This is a genomic window from Niastella sp. (assembly GCF_045805085.1).
In the GTDB taxonomy this organism is placed as follows: Bacteria; Bacteroidota; Bacteroidia; order Chitinophagales; family Chitinophagaceae; genus Niastella.
The window spans coordinates 1-21,138 of the sequence record NZ_JBJMLX010000085.1 but is presented as its reverse complement, the minus strand read 5'-3'; the positions used below and the strand labels follow the sequence as shown (position 1 = coordinate 21,138).

The 21,138-nt window shown below is 46.1% G+C and carries 12 protein-coding genes; all 12 read left to right on the top strand.

What is annotated here, in order from left to right; all coding sequences use genetic code 11:
* Positions 1–21: 21 nt before the first annotated feature.
* Positions 22–3,294, top strand: coding sequence for a SusC/RagA family TonB-linked outer membrane protein (locus ACJ751_RS04110; RefSeq protein ID WP_407744104.1), 3,273 nt, complete (start codon positions 22–24; stop codon positions 3,292–3,294).
* Positions 3,295–3,305: 11 nt separating this feature from the next.
* Complete coding sequence (locus tag ACJ751_RS04105) at positions 3,306–5,246, top strand: RagB/SusD family nutrient uptake outer membrane protein (protein ID WP_407744103.1); 1,941 nt, start codon at positions 3,306–3,308, stop codon at positions 5,244–5,246.
* Between the two features lie 31 nt (positions 5,247–5,277).
* Positions 5,278–6,549: a DUF4959 domain-containing protein gene (locus ACJ751_RS04100; RefSeq protein WP_407744102.1), complete on the top strand. Its 1,272-nt coding sequence runs from the start codon at positions 5,278–5,280 to the stop codon at positions 6,547–6,549.
* A gap of 26 nt (positions 6,550–6,575) precedes the next feature.
* A complete protein-coding gene (locus ACJ751_RS04095) occupies positions 6,576–7,286 on the top strand; it encodes a DUF4998 domain-containing protein (protein ID WP_407744101.1) in 711 nt (236 codons plus the stop codon).
* 222 nt (positions 7,287–7,508) lie between these two features.
* On the top strand, positions 7,509–8,957 hold the full coding sequence (locus ACJ751_RS04090; RefSeq protein ID WP_407744100.1) for a glycoside hydrolase family 28 protein: 1,449 nt from the start codon (positions 7,509–7,511) through the stop codon (positions 8,955–8,957).
* A gap of 34 nt (positions 8,958–8,991) precedes the next feature.
* On the top strand, positions 8,992–12,120 hold the full coding sequence (locus tag ACJ751_RS04085; protein WP_407744099.1) for a SusC/RagA family TonB-linked outer membrane protein: 3,129 nt from the start codon (positions 8,992–8,994) through the stop codon (positions 12,118–12,120).
* A gap of 24 nt (positions 12,121–12,144) precedes the next feature.
* A complete protein-coding gene (locus ACJ751_RS04080; protein ID WP_407744098.1) occupies positions 12,145–13,878 on the top strand; it encodes a RagB/SusD family nutrient uptake outer membrane protein in 1,734 nt (577 codons plus the stop codon).
* 7 nt (positions 13,879–13,885) lie between these two features.
* The gene (locus ACJ751_RS04075) at positions 13,886–15,529 is read left to right on the top strand and encodes an alpha-L-fucosidase (protein WP_407744097.1); all 1,644 of its coding nucleotides are present in this window, start codon (positions 13,886–13,888) and stop codon (positions 15,527–15,529) included.
* Positions 15,530–15,604: 75 nt separating this feature from the next.
* Entirely contained in the window at positions 15,605–16,750 is a 1,146-nt protein-coding gene (locus ACJ751_RS04070) for a glycoside hydrolase family 105 protein (RefSeq protein ID WP_407744096.1), read from the top strand.
* Positions 16,751–16,800: 50 nt separating this feature from the next.
* Positions 16,801–17,790 (top strand): alpha-L-fucosidase, encoded by a 990-nt coding sequence (locus ACJ751_RS04065; RefSeq protein WP_407744095.1) that lies wholly within the window; start codon positions 16,801–16,803, stop codon positions 17,788–17,790.
* Positions 17,791–17,796: 6 nt separating this feature from the next.
* Entirely contained in the window at positions 17,797–19,680 is a 1,884-nt protein-coding gene (locus ACJ751_RS04060) for a glycoside hydrolase family 97 catalytic domain-containing protein (RefSeq protein ID WP_407744094.1), read from the top strand.
* Between the two features lie 18 nt (positions 19,681–19,698).
* Positions 19,699–21,138, top strand: a 1,440-nt coding sequence (locus ACJ751_RS04055) for a hypothetical protein (protein ID WP_407744093.1), incomplete at its 3' end; no start/stop codon positions are given.

Here is a 21,138-nt window from a genome sequence, read left to right as displayed (position 1 = left end):
CTGCTGCCAAACTAACGATTTATGAAACTAACTTGCCCTGCCCCGACCAGGTGGCTAGCAGCGCTATGCTGTTTACTCACCTCGCATTATGGTGCTTATTCCCAACAGCCCATAGCCAATACATCCATTACCAGTCATTTACCAGGTGAATCGCTTAACAAGGATCCCATACTTTATACCGTAAGTATGGAGGTACACGGAACCGTTACCGATTCAGCCGGCCCCATGCCCGGGGTGTCGGTCTTTGTAAAAAACCAACCCGGTATTGGAACCACCACCGATCTGAACGGAAAGTATATCCTGACAGTACCCGATGCAACTATCGTACTGGTATATTCCATGGTAGGTTTCGATAACCAGGAAATTCCGGTGAAAGGTAAAGAAGTGATCAATGTAGCCATGAAGCGGGCCACCAACTCATTGAACGACGTAGTGGTGGTTGCTTATGGTAAACAAAAGAAACGGGACATCGTTGGTTCTGTTACTACCATCAGTCCTGAAGAATTAAAAGTTCCTTCCAGTAACCTCACCACCGCACTCGCGGGGCGTATTGCCGGGGTGATCGCTTACCAAACAAACGGGGAGCCCGGTCAGGACAATGCCTCCTTCTTTATTCGCGGTGTAACCACCTTTGGTTATAAAACCTCCCCACTTATATTAATAGATGGGGTTGAGTATCCCGATCTTTCCCGGATTCAGCCTGATGACATCGCCAGCTTTTCCATTATGAAAGACGCTACTGCCAGTGCATTGTACGGTGCGCGTGGCGCCAATGGCGTTATATTAATAACTACCAAAGAAGGTAAACAGGGGAAAGCAAAAATATTCATGCGGTTTGAAAATTCTATTTCACAACCCACACAAACCGTAAAGCTGGCTGACCCGATCACCTATTTGAACCTGCATCAGGAATCGGTATTGACGCGTAACCCGCTTGGCGCGCTGCCTTACTCCCAAAGCAAGATAGATAATACCAGGCTGGGCGTAAACCCCAATATGTTCCCGGCAGTTGACTGGATGAATATGTTGTTTAAAGACCGGGCCTCCAACCGCCGCGGTAATTTCAGTGTAAGCGGTGGTGGCCAGATCGTAAATTATTTCCTGGCAGGCTCCTTTACCCAGGATAATGGTATTCTGAAAGTAGATAAACGAAATAATTTCAATAACAACATCAACCTGAAGACATATAACTTACGTTCGAACGTAGGGTTGAAAGTTACCCGCACTACTGATGTGATGGTGCGCCTGTACGGAACTTTCGATGATTATAATGGACCGGTTGATGGCGGTTCGGGTTTATATAAGAAAGTGATGCGCACCAGTCCGGTATTATACCCCGCATATTATCCGGTGGATGAGGAACACCAGTTTGTAAACCACATTATGTTTGGCAACTATGATAAGGGAAATTATCTGAACCCTTATGCGGACATGGTTTCGGGTTATAAAGACTATAACAAATCCCTGATGTCTGCACAGTTTGAAGTTAAGCAGGACCTTTCCATGATTACACCGGGCCTGACGGTACGTGCCTTCACCAATATTAACCGCTCGTCTTATTTTGATGTATCACGTAGTTACTTTCCATTTTACTACACGGCAGCCGGTTATGATAAGTACACCAACAAGTACCTGTTAAACGTGATCAATCCTGACCAGGTAGCTAATAAAGATGCTGTTCCCCAGGGCGGGACCGATTATTTAGGCGCTCCCGTTGGGGCCGACAAAACCGTCACCTCTAATTTTTATTTTGAAAGCGCTGCCAACTATACCCGTACCATCGATAAACACGGCATTAGCGGATTGGTGGTGGTAACCGCCCGCAGCAAACAGGAAGGCGATACAAAAACTTTACAGAAGTCATTGCCCTATCGTAATATGGGTGTTTCAGGCCGGGCCACCTATAACTTCGACAGTCGCTTTTATGCCGAGTTCAATTTTGGTTATAATGGATCAGAACGGTTCTATAAAAGCGAACGTTTCGGATTTTTCCCATCCGTTGGTATGGCCTGGTATGTGTCCAACGAAAAATTCTTCGAGCCTCTTAAATCAGCCGTTAATAAATTAAAACTCCGCGCAACATATGGGTTGGTGGGTAATGATGAAATAGGCAGCCCCGATGACCGGTTCTATTACCTGTCTGATGTGAACCTGAACAACGCAGCCAATAATCCCGCGTTTGGTACCGATGGCCGTTACACCCGTAATACCATTCTGATAAACAGGTACGAGAACAGGGATATTACCTGGGAAACGGCGCGGAAATCCAACTATGCCATGGAACTGAGTTTGTTTGGCAAATGGGATATCATAGCAGAGTATTATACCGAGAAACGCTATAACATTCTCATGCCCCGCACTTACATCCCTTATACACTCGGCTTGCAGGTAAACCTGGATGATAATCCGCCTAAAGCCAACGTGGGAGAAGCTTCGGGACAAGGGGTGGATATCTCCGTGGAGTACCTGCAGAATTTTGGCAAGGATCTCACCATTCAGGCCCGGGGCAACTTTACCTATGCGCACAGCCGCCTCGATAAGAACGAATCGTTGCAATATGGCGAAGATCTTAAATACCTGAATAAAACAGGATCTCCTATTTCACAAACCTGGGGGTTGATAGCCGAGCGTTTGTTCGTTGATGATGAAGAAGTAAATAATTCGCCCACCCAAACATTTGGTGAAAGACCTAAAGGGGGTGACATTAAATACCGCGATGTAAACCAGGATGGGGTAATAGACAAGCTGGATATGGTGCCGATCGGGTTCCCCACCACGCCTGAGATCACGTATGGATTTGGCGTTTCCGCCAAATACAAAAGCTTCGACGTCTCCACTTTCTTCCAGGGAACAGCCCGCCGCTCTTTCTGGATAGACGTAAAAGCTACTGCTCCGTTTACAGCGTACCGCTATAAATCAGATGAGCTGCCAAATTACATTTTGCAAAACCAGTTATTAAAAGCTTATGCCGACGATCACTGGTCAGAAGAGAACCGGAATTTATATGCCTTATGGCCACGCCTGAGTTCGACATTGAATGTTAATAATAGTCAAACCAGTACCTGGTTCATGCGTAGCGGCGCCTTTTTGCGGTTGAAACAGGTGGAAATAGGCTATACCATACCAAAAAGAGTTACCAGCAAAATTCATCTCGACAATGTGCGGATATATGCCAACGGTACCAACCTGCTCAACTTCAGCCAGTTTAAAATATGGGACATAGAGCTGGCGGGTAACGGTCTAAACTATCCCATACAAAAGGTAATTAACGCGGGCATTCAGGTAACACTATAAATTATGCACTGATGAAAACTGTAATATTAACAACCACCATACTGTTGCTGATGGGCACGGGCGCCTGTAAAAAATACCTGGATGTTGTGCCAGACCAGGTAGGCACCATCGACAACGCCTTTACGCAACGCAGTACAGCCGAAAAATTTCTGTTCACCTGTTACTCCTATTTGCCAAAGCATGGCGATATGGATGATAACCCGGCCTTCAATGCCGGTGACGAGATCTGGTATATGGACCCTATCCGTGATGTGGACCCTGATTTCTGGGCCATCGCCCGCGGCAACCAGAGTGTAAGCAATCCTATGGGCAGTTTCTGGACAGGGAAGAACCAGGGAATAAAATTGTTTACAGCCTTACGCGATTGTAACATCTTTCTCGCAGGCATCGATAAAGTACGGGATATGGAAGCCGTTGAAAGAGAAAGGTGGAAAGCAGAAGTGACGTTCCTGAAAGCGTACTATCATTTTTACCTCGTGCGCATGTATGGTCCCATTCCTATAGTAAAGGAAAATTTACCGGTAGGAAGTGCGCCCGACGAAGTACAGGTGCCCCGCGATCACGTAGATAGTTGTTTCAGCTATATTGTTCAATTGCTGGATGAAGCCGCAGCCAATGACGCGCTGCCGGCAAGGATAGTAGGGACAGAACAAACGGAGCTGGGAAGGATCACCAAATCCATTGTACTGGCGCTGAAAGCAAAAGTACTGGTAACAGCCGCCAGTCCCTTGTTTAATGGCAATGGCGATTTCGTGGGCCTTAATACACAGGGCAAGGACGGAGGCCAGCCCCTGATAAATCCGGTGGCGGATCCCAAAAAATGGGAAGCAGCAGCGGCTGCCTGTAAGGAGGCAATCGAATTCTGCCAGGGCAATGCTTATACCTTACAACGGTTTAACGCGGCATTATATCCAGGCTGGGTCGTCAATGACACCATTAAAACGCAGCTGGGCATACGCATGGCTGTTACTGAAAAAGATTTTAACACCGAAGTGATCTGGGCCAATACCTCGAGCCGGGCTGGTGATCTGCAACGGTGGACAATGCCCATTCTGGGCAGTGGCGCTATAAGCGGCAGTGGTCCAAAAGGTATTCTGGCTCCTCCCATAAAAATGGCTGAACTGTTTTACACAAAGAATGGCGTTCCCATTACTGAAGATAAAACCTGGGACTATGCCGGCCGTTTTCAATTAAAGACCGCTACACCTGCCGATACATTTTATATAAAGAAGAACGAACAAACGGTAAAACTGCACTTTGACCGGGAACCCCGTTTTTATGCCGATCTGGCTTTTGACAGAGGCATTTGGTTTGGCAATTGGATAAACAATTATTCAATCAGCAACATGTTGTTTGTAAAAGCAAGAAGAGCCGAGTTTGCAGCCCGGCAGGGAGTAAGCAATTTTTCCGTTACCGGTTACTGGATCAAAAAGCTCATCAATATGAACACCGTTGCCGCGGCAGATGGGAATGTTACCGGTAGTAATCAAACGCCCTATCCCTGGCCGGAGATCCGGTTAGGTGATCTGTATTTATTATATGCAGAAGCGTTGAATGAAGTGAACGGACCTGGCGCCGAAGCATTCAGGTGGATAGATGCAGTGAGGGACAGGGCAGGGTTGCCTACGGTAGCGTATTCATGGGATAATTTCTCCAATCAACCTACCAAATACACCACTAAATCAGGCTTGCGCGATATCATTCACCAGGAACGATTGATTGAGCTGGCGTTTGAGGGACAACGTTTCTGGGACCTGAGAAGATGGCGGGAAGCGCATGTGGCATTGAATGCGCCTATTAAAGGATGGAGCACCGAACAGCAGGATCCCGCGGCGTATTACAAACCCATCGTGCAATATTCACAAACCTTTAAACTGCGCGATTATTTTTGGCCGATAGATCAGGATGAAATTTTGCGGAACAAAAAACTGGTTCAGAACCCTGGCTGGTAAACCTTCTTCCCCAAACCATAAATTAATTGGAATGAAACCGAATAAACTGATTATAACATGTTGGCTACTGATGATGGTCATTGTCATTAGCAACTGTAAAAAAGAGAATAGAAGCCCTTATGGAGCAGATGGATCGGCGCCCGATGCTATTACTAATCCCCGGGTGACGAACCTCGCCGGCGCTGCCCTGATCACCTATACGCTGCCCGATAATGAAAACCTGTTGTATGTAAAAGCAGTGTACGAGCTCAAAGGCGTAAAAAAAGAAGTAAAAGCATCCATGTTCCAAAAGAAATTATTAGTAGATGGGTTTGGCGATACGGAGGAACGGGCGGTGACCCTGTATGCGGTAAGCCGTAGTGAAGTGGTATCTCCACCGGTTGAAGTGAAAATAAAACCCCTGACGCCGCCCATTGTTGCTGTGTTCAAATCATTAAAAACAGATTCAACATTTGGTGGCATTAACGTAAAGTATGTGAACGATGACTCGGCAAATATTGTGTTTGAAGTGCTGGTCGTTGATTCTGTAGGTGACTGGGCGCATGTTGATTTTAATTATACCAGTATGAAAGAGGGCAGCTTTAACATCCGGGGATTTCCACCGGTTGAACGCACCTGGGGCGTTTATGTTCGTGACCGCTGGGATAATCACAGCGATACGCTGAAAGTAAAGATCACGCCTATTTACGAAGAGGCGCTTGATAAAACAAAGTTCAATGATGTACGGACCACTTTTGCCAGTTACATTCCACAACATCAGCCGCTGCCCAACTCTGGAATAGCTATTGCCAACGCCGTGGACTATTCCACCACTTACGCAATGAAAAATTTGTACGATGGTAATATTACCACCATGTTTCACACCAAGGAGAAATATGACCTGCCCCTTTGGATCCCGATTGACCTGGATAAAAGCGGCGCCTCAAAGTTTGTGTTGAGCCGGTTTAAGATCTGGCAACGTACCGGCACCTTTATTTTCAATCACGGTAATCCGCATCACTGGCAGATCTGGGGCACCAATAATCCTAAGATCATAAATAGCAATCCCGACAATACTGATCCAAATAATGGCTGGGTAAAATTGGGTGAATGGGTAATGACCAAACCTTCGGGCTGGGAAGTTGGACAAAACTCAAACGAAGACATCCAGGTAGCTACCGATGGACAGGAGTTTGAATTTCCGAACGGGATGCCACCGGTTCGTTACATAGGTTGGAAGAATATTGACAGCTGGGGTTCCATTGATGGGTATACGGGATTCTTTCACCTGTTTGAATTGTCGTTATGGGGACAGAAAAAGTAAATCAGTTCATTCAACAAAAATTAATTATGCGTGTAAGAAAATATAGCATTTATGGAGCCATGCTGGTCATATCCAGCGCCATGCTGTTCGCATGCAGTAAGATGAATGCTACCTATGATGAGTTTATAAAGGATGGAGAGGTGATTTACATTGCGAAGGTAGATTCTGTAACAGCTTATCCCGGTAACAACCGGATGGGTTTGTCTATGCTGCTGATCTCGGACCCCCGCATCAGCAAAGTGAAAATATACTGGAGCGCCGGTGGCCAAACCGATTCAACGGAAAAAGCGGTGCAACGAACCGACAATATCGATACCGTTCGTTTTTTATTTAATAAACTGGCAGAAGGTACGTATACCTTTAATATTTATTCCTACGATAAAGCGGGGCACCGGTCGGTAAAAAACGATGTAATAGGAACAGTATATGGCGAGCGGTATATTGCACAACTGGTGAACCGGACAATAAAAAGCGGCACCTATAATGATGTGGCGCAATCGGCTACCATCAAATGGTTTGGAGCAGGAGCAGATGTAATAGGCCAGGAAATTATTTATACCGACAACCTGGGTATGCAACAGAAAGTATATGCAAAGCACGAAAGTGCAGCCGATAGTACCGTGGTGTTGCCTGTTTATATAAAAGGAAATTCATTTCAATACAGGACCCTGTACAAACCAGACCCCAATGCTATTGACACCTTTTATTCAAATTATGAGTACCGGCAGGTACCATGATAGGGTTACGCAGCAATAGTATGTTTCTTTACAGTTAGTTAGTTTAAAGGAGGTGGTCTTCGAGCCGCCTCCGCTTTTTTACGCAATCGTTCCCGGAAATTTTTCTGCCAAAATAGTTGAATGAATAGTGATTTGTTGATACTAGGGCTGTTGTAATAATCGGTTAGTTGCATCAGGAATTACAGCCATATATGTTGGTTGTCATCACATTTACTGATGCATATGAAAAAGGTAGTTACTGGTATTGCTTTTCTGATTTGTATGGTATGGGTACAGGCTGCGCCGCCCGTTGTAATTGATATTACCCGTTTTGGCGCTGTGGGCAATGGAAAAACACTCAATACCACTGCTATTCAAAAAGCGATTGATGAATGCCATCAGCAGGGTGGCGGTAAAGTGGTGTTCCCGGCAGGCAACTGGCTCTCAGGAACTATTGTTTTGAAAGATCAGGTTACCCTTCAGTTTAAAAAAGATGCCCGTTTACTGGGCAGTACCGATATAAATGATTATCAAAACATCGATCCCTTTACCGATGGGCTGGGCATTGACGTAGGCTGGGCATTGCTGGTAGCGGTTGATGCAAAAAATATTGGCATTGAAGGCGAAGGCGCCATTGACGGCCAGGGTTCCAAATTAAAGGAACAACAGATAGCTACTGACACGCGCCCAGAATCCCAACGCTGGGGGCGCCGCCCGTTCTTAGTACGGATCGTACGCTGTGAAAACGTAACCGTAAAAGGCATCACACTCAATTATGCCGCCGCCTGGACCTCACATTATTTCCAAAGCAAAAAGATAAATATTGAAAATGTAAAGATTGTAAGCCACGGCGTGGCGCACAATGACGGCATCGATATAGATGGCTGCCAGGAGGTACATATTAAAAATTGTGATGTTGTCAGCGGTGATGATGCGTTGTGTTTCAAAACCACTTCCAGCACCATGGCGTGCAGTAATATAGTGGTCAGCGGTATGCGTTTGAAAAGCAACCAGGGCGCTATAAAAATGGGCACTGAGTCAATGGCCCCGTTTGAAAATATCACCATCACCGATTGTTATATCTACGACACCAACAATGGCGGGATAAAATTATTAACGGTAGATGGCGCTCATTTGCGCAACGTACAGATCTCAGACATTACCATGGTAAATGTAAGAACGCCCATGTTGTTACGCCTGGGATCCCGGTTAAGTGTATTCAGGAAAGGGAAAGATAGCCAACAGCCCACCGGAACGCTGGAAAACGTAGTCATAAAAAATGTAAAAGCACAGGCCGCTGCCAACGCTCAGTTAACGCCACCCTCCGGCATTCTTATCACCGGTGTGCCCGGTCACTATATTACTAATGTTACGTTGGAGAATATCGAGATCACTTTGGCAGGTGGCGGTACTGTGGAGAACGCACAGCAGCAGGTGCCCGAAGCCGTTGATAAATATCCGGAGGTAAAAACTTTTGGCCCGCTGGTGCCGGCTTACGGCATCTGGGCAAGACACGTAAAAGGTTTAAAGCTGGTGAATATCACCCTGCACCTCGATAGCATTGACCGGCGACCGGCTTTTATTTGTGAAGACGGACAGGATATTGAAGTCGATGGCCGGAAAATTCCTGAAACAATTGGCAAGCCTGCTATTATTCACCTGGAAAATATTAAGAACACGCTAAGTAAATAAAGCAATAACTATTCTAATAATAAAAACGACTGCTATGCTACACTTCCCACACCAAAAAAGGTACGGCAATACCTTTTTTAAAAACAGTGCATTCATTGCTGTATGCCTGTTATGTTTTTCTATCATGCTGCCTGCCATCCTTCATGCACAGGAAAAAACAGTGACCGTAAAAGGCACGGTGAAAAATGAAACCGGCGAACCGCTCTCCGGCGTTTCAGTAATAGTGAAAGGAACTACCATTGGTTCCACCACAAAAGCAGATGGCGTTTTTCAAATTACAGTTCCCGTAAACAGCACGCTTTCCATCACCATGGTGGGGTTTGTCAACAAAGAAATAAAAATTGGTAGCGTTGATCAATCGGATCTGGGAATTTCGCTGAGCTCAGATAAACTGGAGATGGATAAAGTGATTGTGGTAGGGTATGGAACCCGGCGTAAATCAGATATTACCGGTTCTATTGTTTCCATCAGTGAACAATCAATAAAAGATATTCCTTCCTCTAACCTGGCCACGGCCATTCAGGGGCAGGGCGCGGGGATAGATATTCAGCGAAGCGGCGCCAACAGCAAACCAGGCGCCACCCCAAACATTTTAATCAGGGGGTCCAGATCGTTAGGCGCCAGCAATGACCCGCTGATCGTGGTGGATGGTATTCCCTTCAATGGAAGTATCAATGACCTGAACCAGGACGATGTAGCCTCGGTTGAAGTTTTGAAAGATGGATCCTCTACGGCCATATATGGTTCACGGGGCGCCAATGGCGTAATACTGATCTCAACCAAACGCGGCAAAACCGCCAAACCCGTATTTACTTACAGCGGCTATGTGGGCACCAGCAAACTAACAAAAGAGTTTCCGGTAATGAATGCCGCTGAATTTACCGATCTGAAAAAATGGGCCAACATAATTGCCAACCCGGGTAAATACACCGGGCTGGATGATCCGCTGTTCCTGACCAATGGCGTATTCGATCCTGCAGAAGTGGAAGGGATAAAAAACGGCCGTAATACCGACTGGCAAAGCCTTATTTATAAAACCGGGATGATCACCGATCACCAGTTAGGTGTTTCCGGTGGAAACGATCAAACCCAATATGCGATCTCAGGTGGTTACTTTAACCAGACCGGTATTTACTATGGGCAAAGCTTTGAGCGGTCGACCGTAAAATTGAGTGTCGATCAACAGTTAGGAAAAATATTTAAAGTAGGGTTGAACTCATTGAACACTTACTCGGTACGAAAAGGAGAAAGCGCCAATCCCATGGCGCAGGCGTTACGCGCCAGTCCGTTGGCATCGCCGTATGATAGTGCCGGTAATATTTTAAATACTTATGTGCCGGGAAGCGCCAATCAGGTTTGGAACCCGCTTGCCGACCTGATACCCGGCGCAGCTGTAGAAAACAGAAAGCGCCTGGGAACATTCACCACCTTGTATTTGGAAGCGAATTTGTTCAAAGGATTGAAGTACCGGTTGAACGCGGGAGCAGAGATCAGATCGGATGTGTATGGAAATTTTTATTCCGATAAAACAAGTTTCCGGGTTAACCAGGGCGGTTCTGCTTCTTCAAACCGGAATGAAGTATCGAATAACTACACCCTCGAAAACCTGTTGATCTATGATGCCACTATTGCCCAAAAACATAAGCTGAACTTCACTGGTTTGTACAGTTTGCAGGAAGTGAGCTCAAAATCGAACCAGTTTGATAATACCAATATCCTGGCCGATTACCTCGCTTATTTCAACCCAACCTACGGTTCAAACCTGAAGGGATCGGGTAGTTCATCCAAAGCAGATATTCTTTCCTATATGGGCAGGGTGAACTACAGTTTCAACGATCGCTATCTGTTGACATTGACCATTCGTGCCGACGGATCATCCCGTTTGGCCGAAGGAAATAAATGGCACTCCTTCCCCTCGGCAGCTTTTGCCTGGAATGTGAGCCGCGAAAATTTCATGCAAACGATACCGGCCATCAGTAACCTGAAATTAAGGGCCAGCTATGGAAGCGTGGGACAACAATCGATCAAGGCCTTTCAAACGCTGGGGCAATTATCCGGACTGGTATATAACTACGGTTCAAACATGGTTACCGGTGCTTACTTAACATCTACCATAAACAATACCCTCACCTGGGAATATACCAAAACCGCCAACCTGGGTATCGACTTCGGTTTGCTGGGTAATCGCATTACCGGTTCGGTGGAAGTGTATAAGGCATTTACCAATTCGCTGTTGTTACCGCAAACATTGCCGCCTACATCGGGCATCCCCAATCCTATTGTTACCAACGTAGGTAAAACGGAGAACAGAGGTATTGAAGTGCACATCAGCACCACTAACATCCAGGCGCAAACCCGTAACGATTTCAGCTGGACGAGCGATTTCAACTTCTTCTTAAACCGGGGTAAGGTAACCCAACTGGCTGGCGGGGTAACAAAAGACGTTGCCAATGGCTGGTTTGTGGGACAACCGTTAGATGTTTATTATGATTATAAAAGACAGGGCATTTGGCAGAATACAGCAGAAGATACCGCCGCAGCAAAAGCCCTGGGTTTATCAGTATCCGGCACCTCCTCAGTTATAGGCACCATTCGCGTGGCTGATCTCAGCGGTCCCGATGGAAAACCCGATTCAAAGATCGATGCCACCAACGATCGCATTATTGTAGGAACAAGTCAGCCCAAGTGGGAAGGCGGTACCACGCAGCGTTTTGGATTCCGTGGTTTTGATTTAACTGTGGTAGCATTTGCCCGTTGGGGATATACCATGAACAGCAGCCTGTATGGAGGCGGATTTGTAAATACCTACCAGGGAACATACAATAATATAAAAACGCATTACTGGACGCCTGAGAACCACGAACCCTGGAATCCGAAGGCAAATTCGGCGGCTACCAATCCATTGAACCGCTCGGTAATGAGTTATTTCGATGGTTCGTTTTTAAAGATCAGAAGCATAAGCCTTGGTTATAACCTGGACCCGTCATTAGTAAAACGCATAGGCGCAAAGAATTTCCGGGTATATGCAACCGCAGCAGATCCCTTTATTCTTTTCTCGCCATACCGCAAGGCAGGAGGTATAGATCCGGAAGGATCAGGAACAGTGGGTGTTGATACACCGCCTACCTGGTCGATGATCTTCGGTATTAATATGTCGTTTTAATTTTCACCACCCAAAACAAGATGTATGAAAAAGATATTTTTATTCTGCAGCGGGCTCCTGATCGTAATGAGCGGCTGTAATAAAAAACTGAAAGAAGAACCCAACTCTATTCTTGTACCTGCATTCTTTCAAACCAGTCAGGGTTTGCAGGCGGGACTGGATGCAGCCTATGCAGGCATGCGCAACTTCTGGGGTGCGCAGGAATTGTTTACCGCCACGGTAATTGGTACCGATGAATTTCAGCGCGGCGTGGATGGGAACAGCGATATTAATCTGTACAGTTATACTTCAACACATAGTACTACTACCACGCTTTGGAAAGCAGCCTATGTTTTTATCAATACCTGTAACGGCGTTATTGATTATGCCGACAAAACCGATCTGCCCGCAGCTACAAAAAACACCATAGTGGCGGAGGCCAAATTTTTGCGGGCCAATTATTATTTCATTCTTGTACAGTTTTGGGGAGATGTTACCCTGAACCTGCATTTTCAGTCGGAGGCAACCACGGCTGCCAAACGCGATCCCATGGGCGATGTTTATGACGCCATTATTCAGGATCTGAAAGACGCGATAGCCGTGTTGCCCGCCAGTCCTAAAAGCAATGGCGTGCTATCAGGAAAGGCTACAGCTGTAGCTGCGAAACATGTGCTGGCAAAAGTGTATCTTACCCGTGCAGGATCTGCAGTAAAAAAAGCCGATGATTATCAGAATGCTTATAATACAGCAGTGGATATCATCAACAATAAAGCGACGTTGGGATTGAATTTATTGCCCGACTTTAGTAAGGTGTTTGCAGAAGGAAATGAAGACAACGAGGAGGTACTGTGGACAGTACAACACACCGCCAATTTAGCGTATAATGGTCCCAATAACAGTGGCATCAGCTCGAGTAATGGTATTAGTACCTACAGTGCCGACAATGTGTTGAACCATATGTGGGTGGGACAGTATGAGAAAAGACCGGGCATGATCCGCAGTACAGCCTATGGCCGCCCGTATATCCGGTGTATCCCTACGCGTTGGTTAACCGATACTGCTTTTAAAGAAAGAGTGAATGATACCCGGTACAGCAAAACCTTTCAGACCGTATGGTATGCCAACAATCCGGATCCCAAAGGATATCCGGTTTGGACAAGCCCCTTACCAGCAGGTGCGCCGGCAGATGCCGTGGTAGGACAACCAAAATTTAAATTGGGCGATACGGCCATTTACATGCCTGGTGTAGATAAGACCAAGGCACAAATAGCTGCCAGCCGGTATTTGCTTATCCCGCCCGGTAATTATGATAATACGTTGTCGGCTACCATGATGAAATATTTCGATACAAAAAGAGCCGACCTCAATTCACCCTCTGTACGGCCGGTGATCGCGTTCCGCCTGGCGGAAACTTACCTGGTGGCAGCGGAATCCGCCTACATGCTGGGTTTGCCGGATGCTGTAAAGTATATCAATGCCGTGCGGGAAAGGGCCGCGTATCCAACAGGCAATGCAACGGCTATGGATGTAACTGCGTCTGACTTATCGCTGGACTTTATATTGGATGAACGTACCCGCGAGCTTTGTGGGGAAAATGTACGGTGGTGGGATCTGGTGCGCACCGGTAAGTTATTACAACGGGTACGCATGCATAATAAGGAGGCCGCAGCCAACATCATCGAAAAACATGTGTTGCGTCCCATACCCCAGGCGCAAATAGATGCTACCACAACAGGCGATCCGTATAATAATAGTTTGTATTTTCCCTTATGGAATTAGATCTTATATGAAGAAGCTGCTTGTCATATTTGCTGTTTGTATTGGTAATTTCTTATATGCACAAAAGGAAGAAAGCGATAACCGTTTTGGCGGGAATAAAAACAAACCAGCCCGGCAGGAATGGTTGCGTGATCAGGGTTTTGGCATGTTCATCCATTTTAATGTAGATGCGCAGCTGGGTATAACGATCAGTCACTCCCTGGTGGGCGCGGCTGATGAGTATGTGAAAAGATATTATAATGAACTTCCTAAAACATTTGATCCGTACGCATTTAATCCGAAAGCGATTGCCCGGCTGGCAAAACTGGCAGGGATGAAATATGTGGTGTTTACTGCCAAGCATCATGCCGGCTTTTGTTTTTGGGATACCAAAACAACCAGCTTCAGGATCACTAATACGCCCTATCAAAAAGATCTGCTGAAAGAGTATGTGCAGGCGATCAGGAAAGAAGGACTGGCAGTAGGGTTGTATTATTCGCCCGAAGATTTTAAATTTTTATATGATCACCATATTCTTATAAAACGCGGGGGTAATCAATTCGATAAAAAAACCACGGCTGCTTATGAAGACCTGGTGCGAAAACAAACCACCGAATTGTTCACGTTATATGGTAAGATAGATGTTCTTTTTATTGATGGAGAACCCAAGGGGCCGTGTCGAGAAACCGCCTGGAAGTTACAACCGGATGTGGTGATCACCCGCGGCGCTGTAAATACGCCTGAACAAACGCTCCCGGGAATTGCATTGGATGAGTTTTGGGAATCCTGCGTTACAATGGGAACGCAATGGAATTACAAACCAACCAATGATAATATAAAAACCGGTGGTCGCCTGATAGAGCTGCTGGTAGAGGCCCGTTCAAAGGGTGGGAATTTTTTATTGAACGTAGGTCCGCACCCCGATGGCTATATTCCTTATGAACAGGAAACTCCGTTACGGGAAATGGCTGCATGGAATTTCATCAATCATGAAGCAATAGAAAGCGTGCGACCCTGGATCGTTACCAATGAAGGAAATATCTGGTTTACGGCCTCGAAAGATAAAGGAACGGTGTATGGTGTGATTACCGGCCAGCCGGATTGGGCAAAAGGCGATCGAAAGGAATTTGTATTAGGTTCGGTAAAAGCTACGTCAAAAACAACCATCAGTGTATTGGGGCAAAATGATAAAGTGACCGAATACCAGAACGAGCTTGATGTGCATTCCCGGTTTGAACAGAAAGAAGATGGACTGCATATTTCATTAGTGAGGGCCCAACGGGTGTATGATAATTATAAATGGCCTAATCCCATTACGGTTAAACTGGAAAATGTAGAACCAGCTCTCGATCCACCCCAGGTTGAAACTGGTAATGCAATAATAAAAAACAACGCAGTGGAATTAAATGCCCGGGTATTAAAAAAGGGAAATGCAGATTCATTACAATTGTTATTTGAATACCGGCCCTATGCGGGATTTGCCGAGAACCTGTATAGCAAAGACTGGCTGAGTACAAAACCTGTAACTATTAATGAAACAGGAAATTTCACTCAGTTGCTTTCATCTGTTGAAGAGGGAAAAGAATATCAGTATCGCGCTGTTATCATTCATCCGGTGTTGACGATCAGGGGAGATGTAAAGCGGGTAACAATTAAAAAGGATGTAAAATGAAAAGTGTGTGATACAATCAAAGGGCGCAGAGATTTAATATCGTAAAATTGAGACATATAAAATAACATCGAATAAATGAAACAAACGATTCAATGTCTGTTATTGACGCTGGGGATTGCTCAATTGCAACCAGTGGTCTGTGAAGCACAATCAAAAAAAGCGATGGCCGATTTCTCAAAATGGCCGGCAGGCACCTCGCCGCAGGAAGTGGGCAAAAAAGTGGCGGAGCATTTTGTAGCTACTCCGCATACCAATTTTGGCCGCACCACACCACCCAAAACAATTACCTATCCGGAAACCTGTACCTGGTATGGCGCGCTCACCTTCGCAAAACAATCCGGTGATAAAGAACTGTTGCAAAAACTGGTACAACGGTTTGACCCGATGTTCGGTGCACAGGATACGCTGATCCCAAAACCATTGCACGTTGACGCCACCGTATTTGGATCGGTGCCGTTTGAGTTGTATATGCAAACAAAAGACAAACGCTATCTTGAAATAGGAAAACGTTTTGCCGATAAACAATGGGAAAATCCGGAAGGCCCCCATGTAAAACCTGAATCGCAGGACTTTTTAAACAGGGGCTACTCCTGGCAAACCCGCATGTGGATCGATGATATGTTTATGATCACCGCGGTACAATCTCAGGCATACCGCGCTACCAATGATAAAAAATACATTGAAAGAGCGGCAAAGGAAATGGTGCTTTATCTGGATTCATTGCAAAAGCCTAATGGGTTATTCTATCATGCACCCGATGTTCCGTATTTCTGGGGCCGCGGAGATGGCTGGATGGCAGCAGGCATGGCAGAGTTGCTGCGTTCATTGCCAAAAGACAGTCAATACCGCGAACGGATTATGAAAGGCTATAAAACCATGATGGCCTCGTTGCTGAAGTACCAGGCCGAAAATGGCATGTGGCGCCAGTTGATCGATGATGCTGAATCATGGCCCGAAACTTCCTGCACAGGCATGTTCACGTTTGCCATGATCACCGGTGTCAAGAATGGCTGGCTCGATGCGGCTACTTATGGACCTGCCGCCCGAAAAGGCTGGCTGGCGCTGATTACTTACATCGATAGTAATAACGATGTGCGTGAAGTGTGCGAAGGCACCAATAAAAAGAACGATCGTCAGTACTACCTCGATCGCAAACGTAATATTGGCGACCTGCACGGTCAGGCCCCGGTGTTATGGTGCGCTACGGCGTTGTTACGATAATATACTCTACCTGTCAGGCGAAAGCCTGACAGGTTATAAATTCTTGCCAAGTGAACCGCATTAAACTTTCTATCCTTATTGCCATAATAAGTTCCTGCCTTATTACTACAGCACAGGAGCGGACTGCCTGGATGAAAAAGGCCCGCTGGGGCATTATGGTGCATTACCTGGCCGACTGGCGCTCACGAACAGACAGTATTACAACAACAACTGCTATTTGGAATGAAATGATCAACCAGTTTGATGTGGAAGGATTGGCGAAGCAGGTCAAAGAAACAGGCGCCGGGTATATGATCTTTACCATTGGGCAGAACTCGGGATACTTTGTAGCGCCTAATAAAACATATGAACGCCTCTCCGGCAACAAGGGTAAATGTTCCCAACGTGATTTAATTGCAGATCTGTCAGCCGCTTTAAAAAAGCAGGGCATCCAACTCATTGTATACCTGCCATCAGGTGCCCCGGCCGGTGATTCTGTGGCAGCAAAAGCATTGAAATGGGAGAATGGTCCCCACGCGAACCTGGAATTTCAACGTAACTGGGAAGCGATTATCCGGGAATGGTCACAACGCTGGGGTAATAAAATTGTAGGCTGGTGGTTCGATGGTTGTTACTGGCCCAATATCATGTACAGAAATGAAAAGACGCCCAATTTTGCCAGCTTTGCAGCAGCAGCCCGCGCCGGTAATCCCGAAAGCATAGTAGCATTTAATCCCGGCGTGGTATATCGTACGCTGTCCCTTACACCTTATGAAGATTATACCGCAGGTGAAGTAGATAAACCGGAATTCATTTCCATAAAACGTTCCTATGAAGGAAAGGTGGATGGAAAACAAATTCATGTGTTGAGTTTCCTGGGCAGAACCTGGGGAATGGGTGATCCCCGTTTTACCAGTGACCAGATCATTGGTTTCAGCAACCAGGTAATACAAGCTGAAGGCGCCATCACCTGGGACACACCGGTACAACGTAATGGATTAATAGCTGCCCCTTTTGTTCAACTCCTGACGGAGTTAGGAAAGCGTGCAGGTAATAAATAAGATTATATGAAAAGAGCCCTCTTTATTGGACTTATCCTTTTCCTTGCCATTGCTGAGGTAAACGCATTACCTGCGGATACAGTGCTGATCACAAGTCCTAACCGGCAAATACAGTGCAGACTCTTTCAACAAAACAATCAATTGCATTTTGCAGTTACCTATAAAAATATTCCGGTCGTAGAAAACTCTGAAATGGTGATGTTGCTGAACGATACGGTTGTGCATTGGAAAATGCAAACGTCTGCTGATCTCCGCTACCAGCTCAATGAGCGCTATCCCTGGCTGGGCGAACATGCCACTGCAATAGATCATTGTTCGGGAATAAAAGTGTTGCTGCAGGATCAGACAATGGTAGACACGCTGGAAGTTCGGGTATTTAATGATGGAATAGCTTTCAGAACAATTCTGCCTGCCGCTGATAAAATCATTCGCATCCCTGATGAAGCAACCCTGTTCAATATTCCGGCTGGCAGCCTATTGTGGTACCACGACCTGATCATGCATTATGAAGGTGTACATGTAAAAAAAGAGATCAGCCAGGTGCAGGCAGAAGAGTGGGTGGCGCCGCCGGCCACCTATAAATTACCACAAGGAGTCTATGCATCCATCACTGAAGCCAACCTGGTAAATTATGCAGGTATGGCATTGCAGGCAAATGGGAACAATGGTTTGCAGATACGCCTGCCTCATCACCAACGGGCTTCCTATCCTTATCGCTTGCGATATTCGCCTGAAGATACTTTACGGTTACAACAACCTGCTGCTATTGCCGGCACCATCATTACGCCCTGGCGGGTAGTGATAATAGGAAGCGACCTGAATACACTGGTGAACAGTGATCTCGTACAAGATCTCTGTCCGCAACCAGACAAAACATTGTTCCCCGAAGGAATAAATACCAGTTGGATAAAACCCGGCCGTGCCGTTTGGAAATACCTCGATGGAGGTGGGGATGGAAGTTTTGATGTACTTAAAAAATTTACAGATGACGCCGCAACCCTGGGCTTTGAACACAATATATTGGAAGGCTTTTGGGCCCGATGGGGCGGCGATACCTTACGGCAGTTGATAGATTATTCCCGCCAGAAAAAAGTAGGCATCTGGCTATGGAAACATTCCAAATCACTACGCGATCCCAGTGAGCGGCAGGCATTCTTTAAAAAATGCCATGACCTTGGAGTGACAGGGTTAAAGATCGACTTCTTCGATCACGAAGCGAAAGAAACCATTGATCTGTATGCAGCCATCTTGCGGGAAGCCGCCGAAAATCATTTACTCCTCGATTTTCATGGTGCCAATAAACCCACAGGGTTATCGCGTACCTGGCCAAATTTATTGACCAGTGAAGCCGTAAAAGGGATGGAATCGAGTAAGCTCACTGACAGGGCAACGCATGAAACAACGATACCGTTCACCCGCTGTTTGGCCGGGCCGGCAGAATATACAGTTCTACTTTTTAGTGAGCGGAGACAGAACACCACCTGGGCGCACCAGATAGCAAGTGCCGCGATCCTTCATGCGCCCTTGCTAACCTATGCAGCCAATCCCGAAAATATAATAAGCAATCCTGCGGTAGCTGTTATCAGGGATATTCCAGCCGTATGGGATGAGACCATCGTATTACCGGAGTCGGCCATTGGGGAAATGGCTGCTTATGTGCGCCGAAAAGGGAATAAGTGGTTTGTAGCCGTTATGAACGGTACTATTCCTAAGAAAGTAACAATTCCCCTGCATTTTCTTGGATCAGGAAAATACAAAGCTACCGTAGTAAAAGATGATAGCAACAATGCCGCATCTGTAGTGGTTGAACGTAAGGTTTATACAAAGCAAGATGTTCTTGAACTTGTACTGGTAGCCGGTGGCGGCTATCTGGCTGAATTCTCGCTTTAATTAAAAAGAAGTTGAATAATGAGTATTGATTTCATCAGAAAAAGCAGTTGTTTGATTGTAGCACTGAGTAGCATGTCGTTTTCCCTGCTTGCACAACAATCGCCCCTGCCGGTACAACAGGACCGCTGGAAAATATTGCCTGATGGCAGTATTGAATGGCCAATCGACAACCGCCTGCCGCATACTGATCATGTGGAGATGAGTGGCGAAAAAGTGTCCATGTGGGTACAGTATGGCGTCAACGCCGAAGGACAGCCTTCTATAAACCGCACCATGGTTTTTCCCACCTTTCGGTTGTTACCGGTACGTACCATTGGCAGTATGACCTATAACATTACCGATGAGGAGCTGCCCCGGTTCCTGATAAATGACAAATTATTAAAAGCCGGTGTATATAATGCCGCCGTGGCAACCGATATGCCGGAGAAAGTAACCAGCATCAGGCAAAAAGGCATTTTACAAATAAACAGTGTAATAGGAAAAGACAATGCCGTCACGTTACAACGAACGCTTTTTCCCTCGGTAGATAAACCGGTGGCAATGGAAAAATGGGTGTTCACCAATACCGGTAGGCAACCGGTGAAAATTGAGATGGAGTACCTGTACAGAGAGGTTCGACCCGCCACGGAAAGAACGACACCGGTTCCACACAGTTTTATTGTAACTACCGCCAATGAAGGGTTGAAAACAGTAGCGCCTGGAGACTCGGTGCAATTCGGCATTTTGTACCAGGCAGCAGATAAAAATAATCCATTACCAACAGTTGATGTGAATGCAGCTTATAACGACAGGCTGCAAAGAGTAAGTAATATAATATCATTGCTGCAATTGGAAACGCCTGATCCTGTTTTGAACACTGCCTTTGCATTTGCCAAGATCCGGGCCACCGAAAGCATTTATAAAACAAAGGGCGGCTATTTACATGGTCCTGGCGGATTACGTTATTATGCCGCTATTTGGGCGAATGACCAGGCGGAATATGTAAATCCATTTTTTGCTTTCCTGGGTGATGAAATTGGGAATAAATCGGCGATGAATGCCTATCGCTGGTTTGCAAAGTATATGAACAAGGAGTACCAGCCTATTCCCAGTTCTATTATTGCCGAAGGCGATGCCACCTGGCATGGCGCCAAAGACAGGGGCGATATGGCCATGATCGCTTATGGGGCCTCACGCTATGCCTTAACGTATGGCAACACAGATTCGGCCAAAGTATTATGGCCATTGGTTGAATGGTGCCTGGAATATTTAAAAAGAAAAGTAAACGAACAGGGTGTAGTGGCCAGCAACAGCGATGAGCTGGAAAACCGCTTTCCGGCAGGCAAAGCTAATTTGCATACCAGCGTATTGTATTATGATGCGTTGCGCTCCGCAGCTAAGAAAGGGCGGCAATTGAATGTGTCAAAAGAGCAGACCAGCCGATATGAACACGAAGCGCAGACGATGCGAAAGAATATT

What these genes read in the sequence shown, in the direction of transcription:
- ACJ751_RS04110 (WP_407744104.1), top strand. Translation starts at nt 22, where the DNA reads ATGAAACTAACTTGCCCTGCCCCGACCAGGTGGCTAGCAGCGCTATGC.
- ACJ751_RS04105 (WP_407744103.1), top strand. Translation starts at nt 3,306, where the DNA reads ATGAAAACTGTAATATTAACAACCACCATACTGTTGCTGATGGGCACG.
- ACJ751_RS04100 (WP_407744102.1), top strand. Translation starts at nt 5,278, where the DNA reads ATGAAACCGAATAAACTGATTATAACATGTTGGCTACTGATGATGGTC.
- ACJ751_RS04095 (WP_407744101.1), top strand. Translation starts at nt 6,576, where the DNA reads ATGCGTGTAAGAAAATATAGCATTTATGGAGCCATGCTGGTCATATCC.
- ACJ751_RS04090 (WP_407744100.1), top strand. Translation starts at nt 7,509, where the DNA reads ATGAAAAAGGTAGTTACTGGTATTGCTTTTCTGATTTGTATGGTATGG.
- ACJ751_RS04085 (WP_407744099.1), top strand. Translation starts at nt 8,992, where the DNA reads ATGCTACACTTCCCACACCAAAAAAGGTACGGCAATACCTTTTTTAAA.
- ACJ751_RS04080 (WP_407744098.1), top strand. Translation starts at nt 12,145, where the DNA reads ATGAAAAAGATATTTTTATTCTGCAGCGGGCTCCTGATCGTAATGAGC.
- ACJ751_RS04075 (WP_407744097.1), top strand. Translation starts at nt 13,886, where the DNA reads ATGAAGAAGCTGCTTGTCATATTTGCTGTTTGTATTGGTAATTTCTTA.
- ACJ751_RS04070 (WP_407744096.1), top strand. Translation starts at nt 15,605, where the DNA reads ATGAAACAAACGATTCAATGTCTGTTATTGACGCTGGGGATTGCTCAA.
- ACJ751_RS04060 (WP_407744094.1), top strand. Translation starts at nt 17,797, where the DNA reads ATGAAAAGAGCCCTCTTTATTGGACTTATCCTTTTCCTTGCCATTGCT.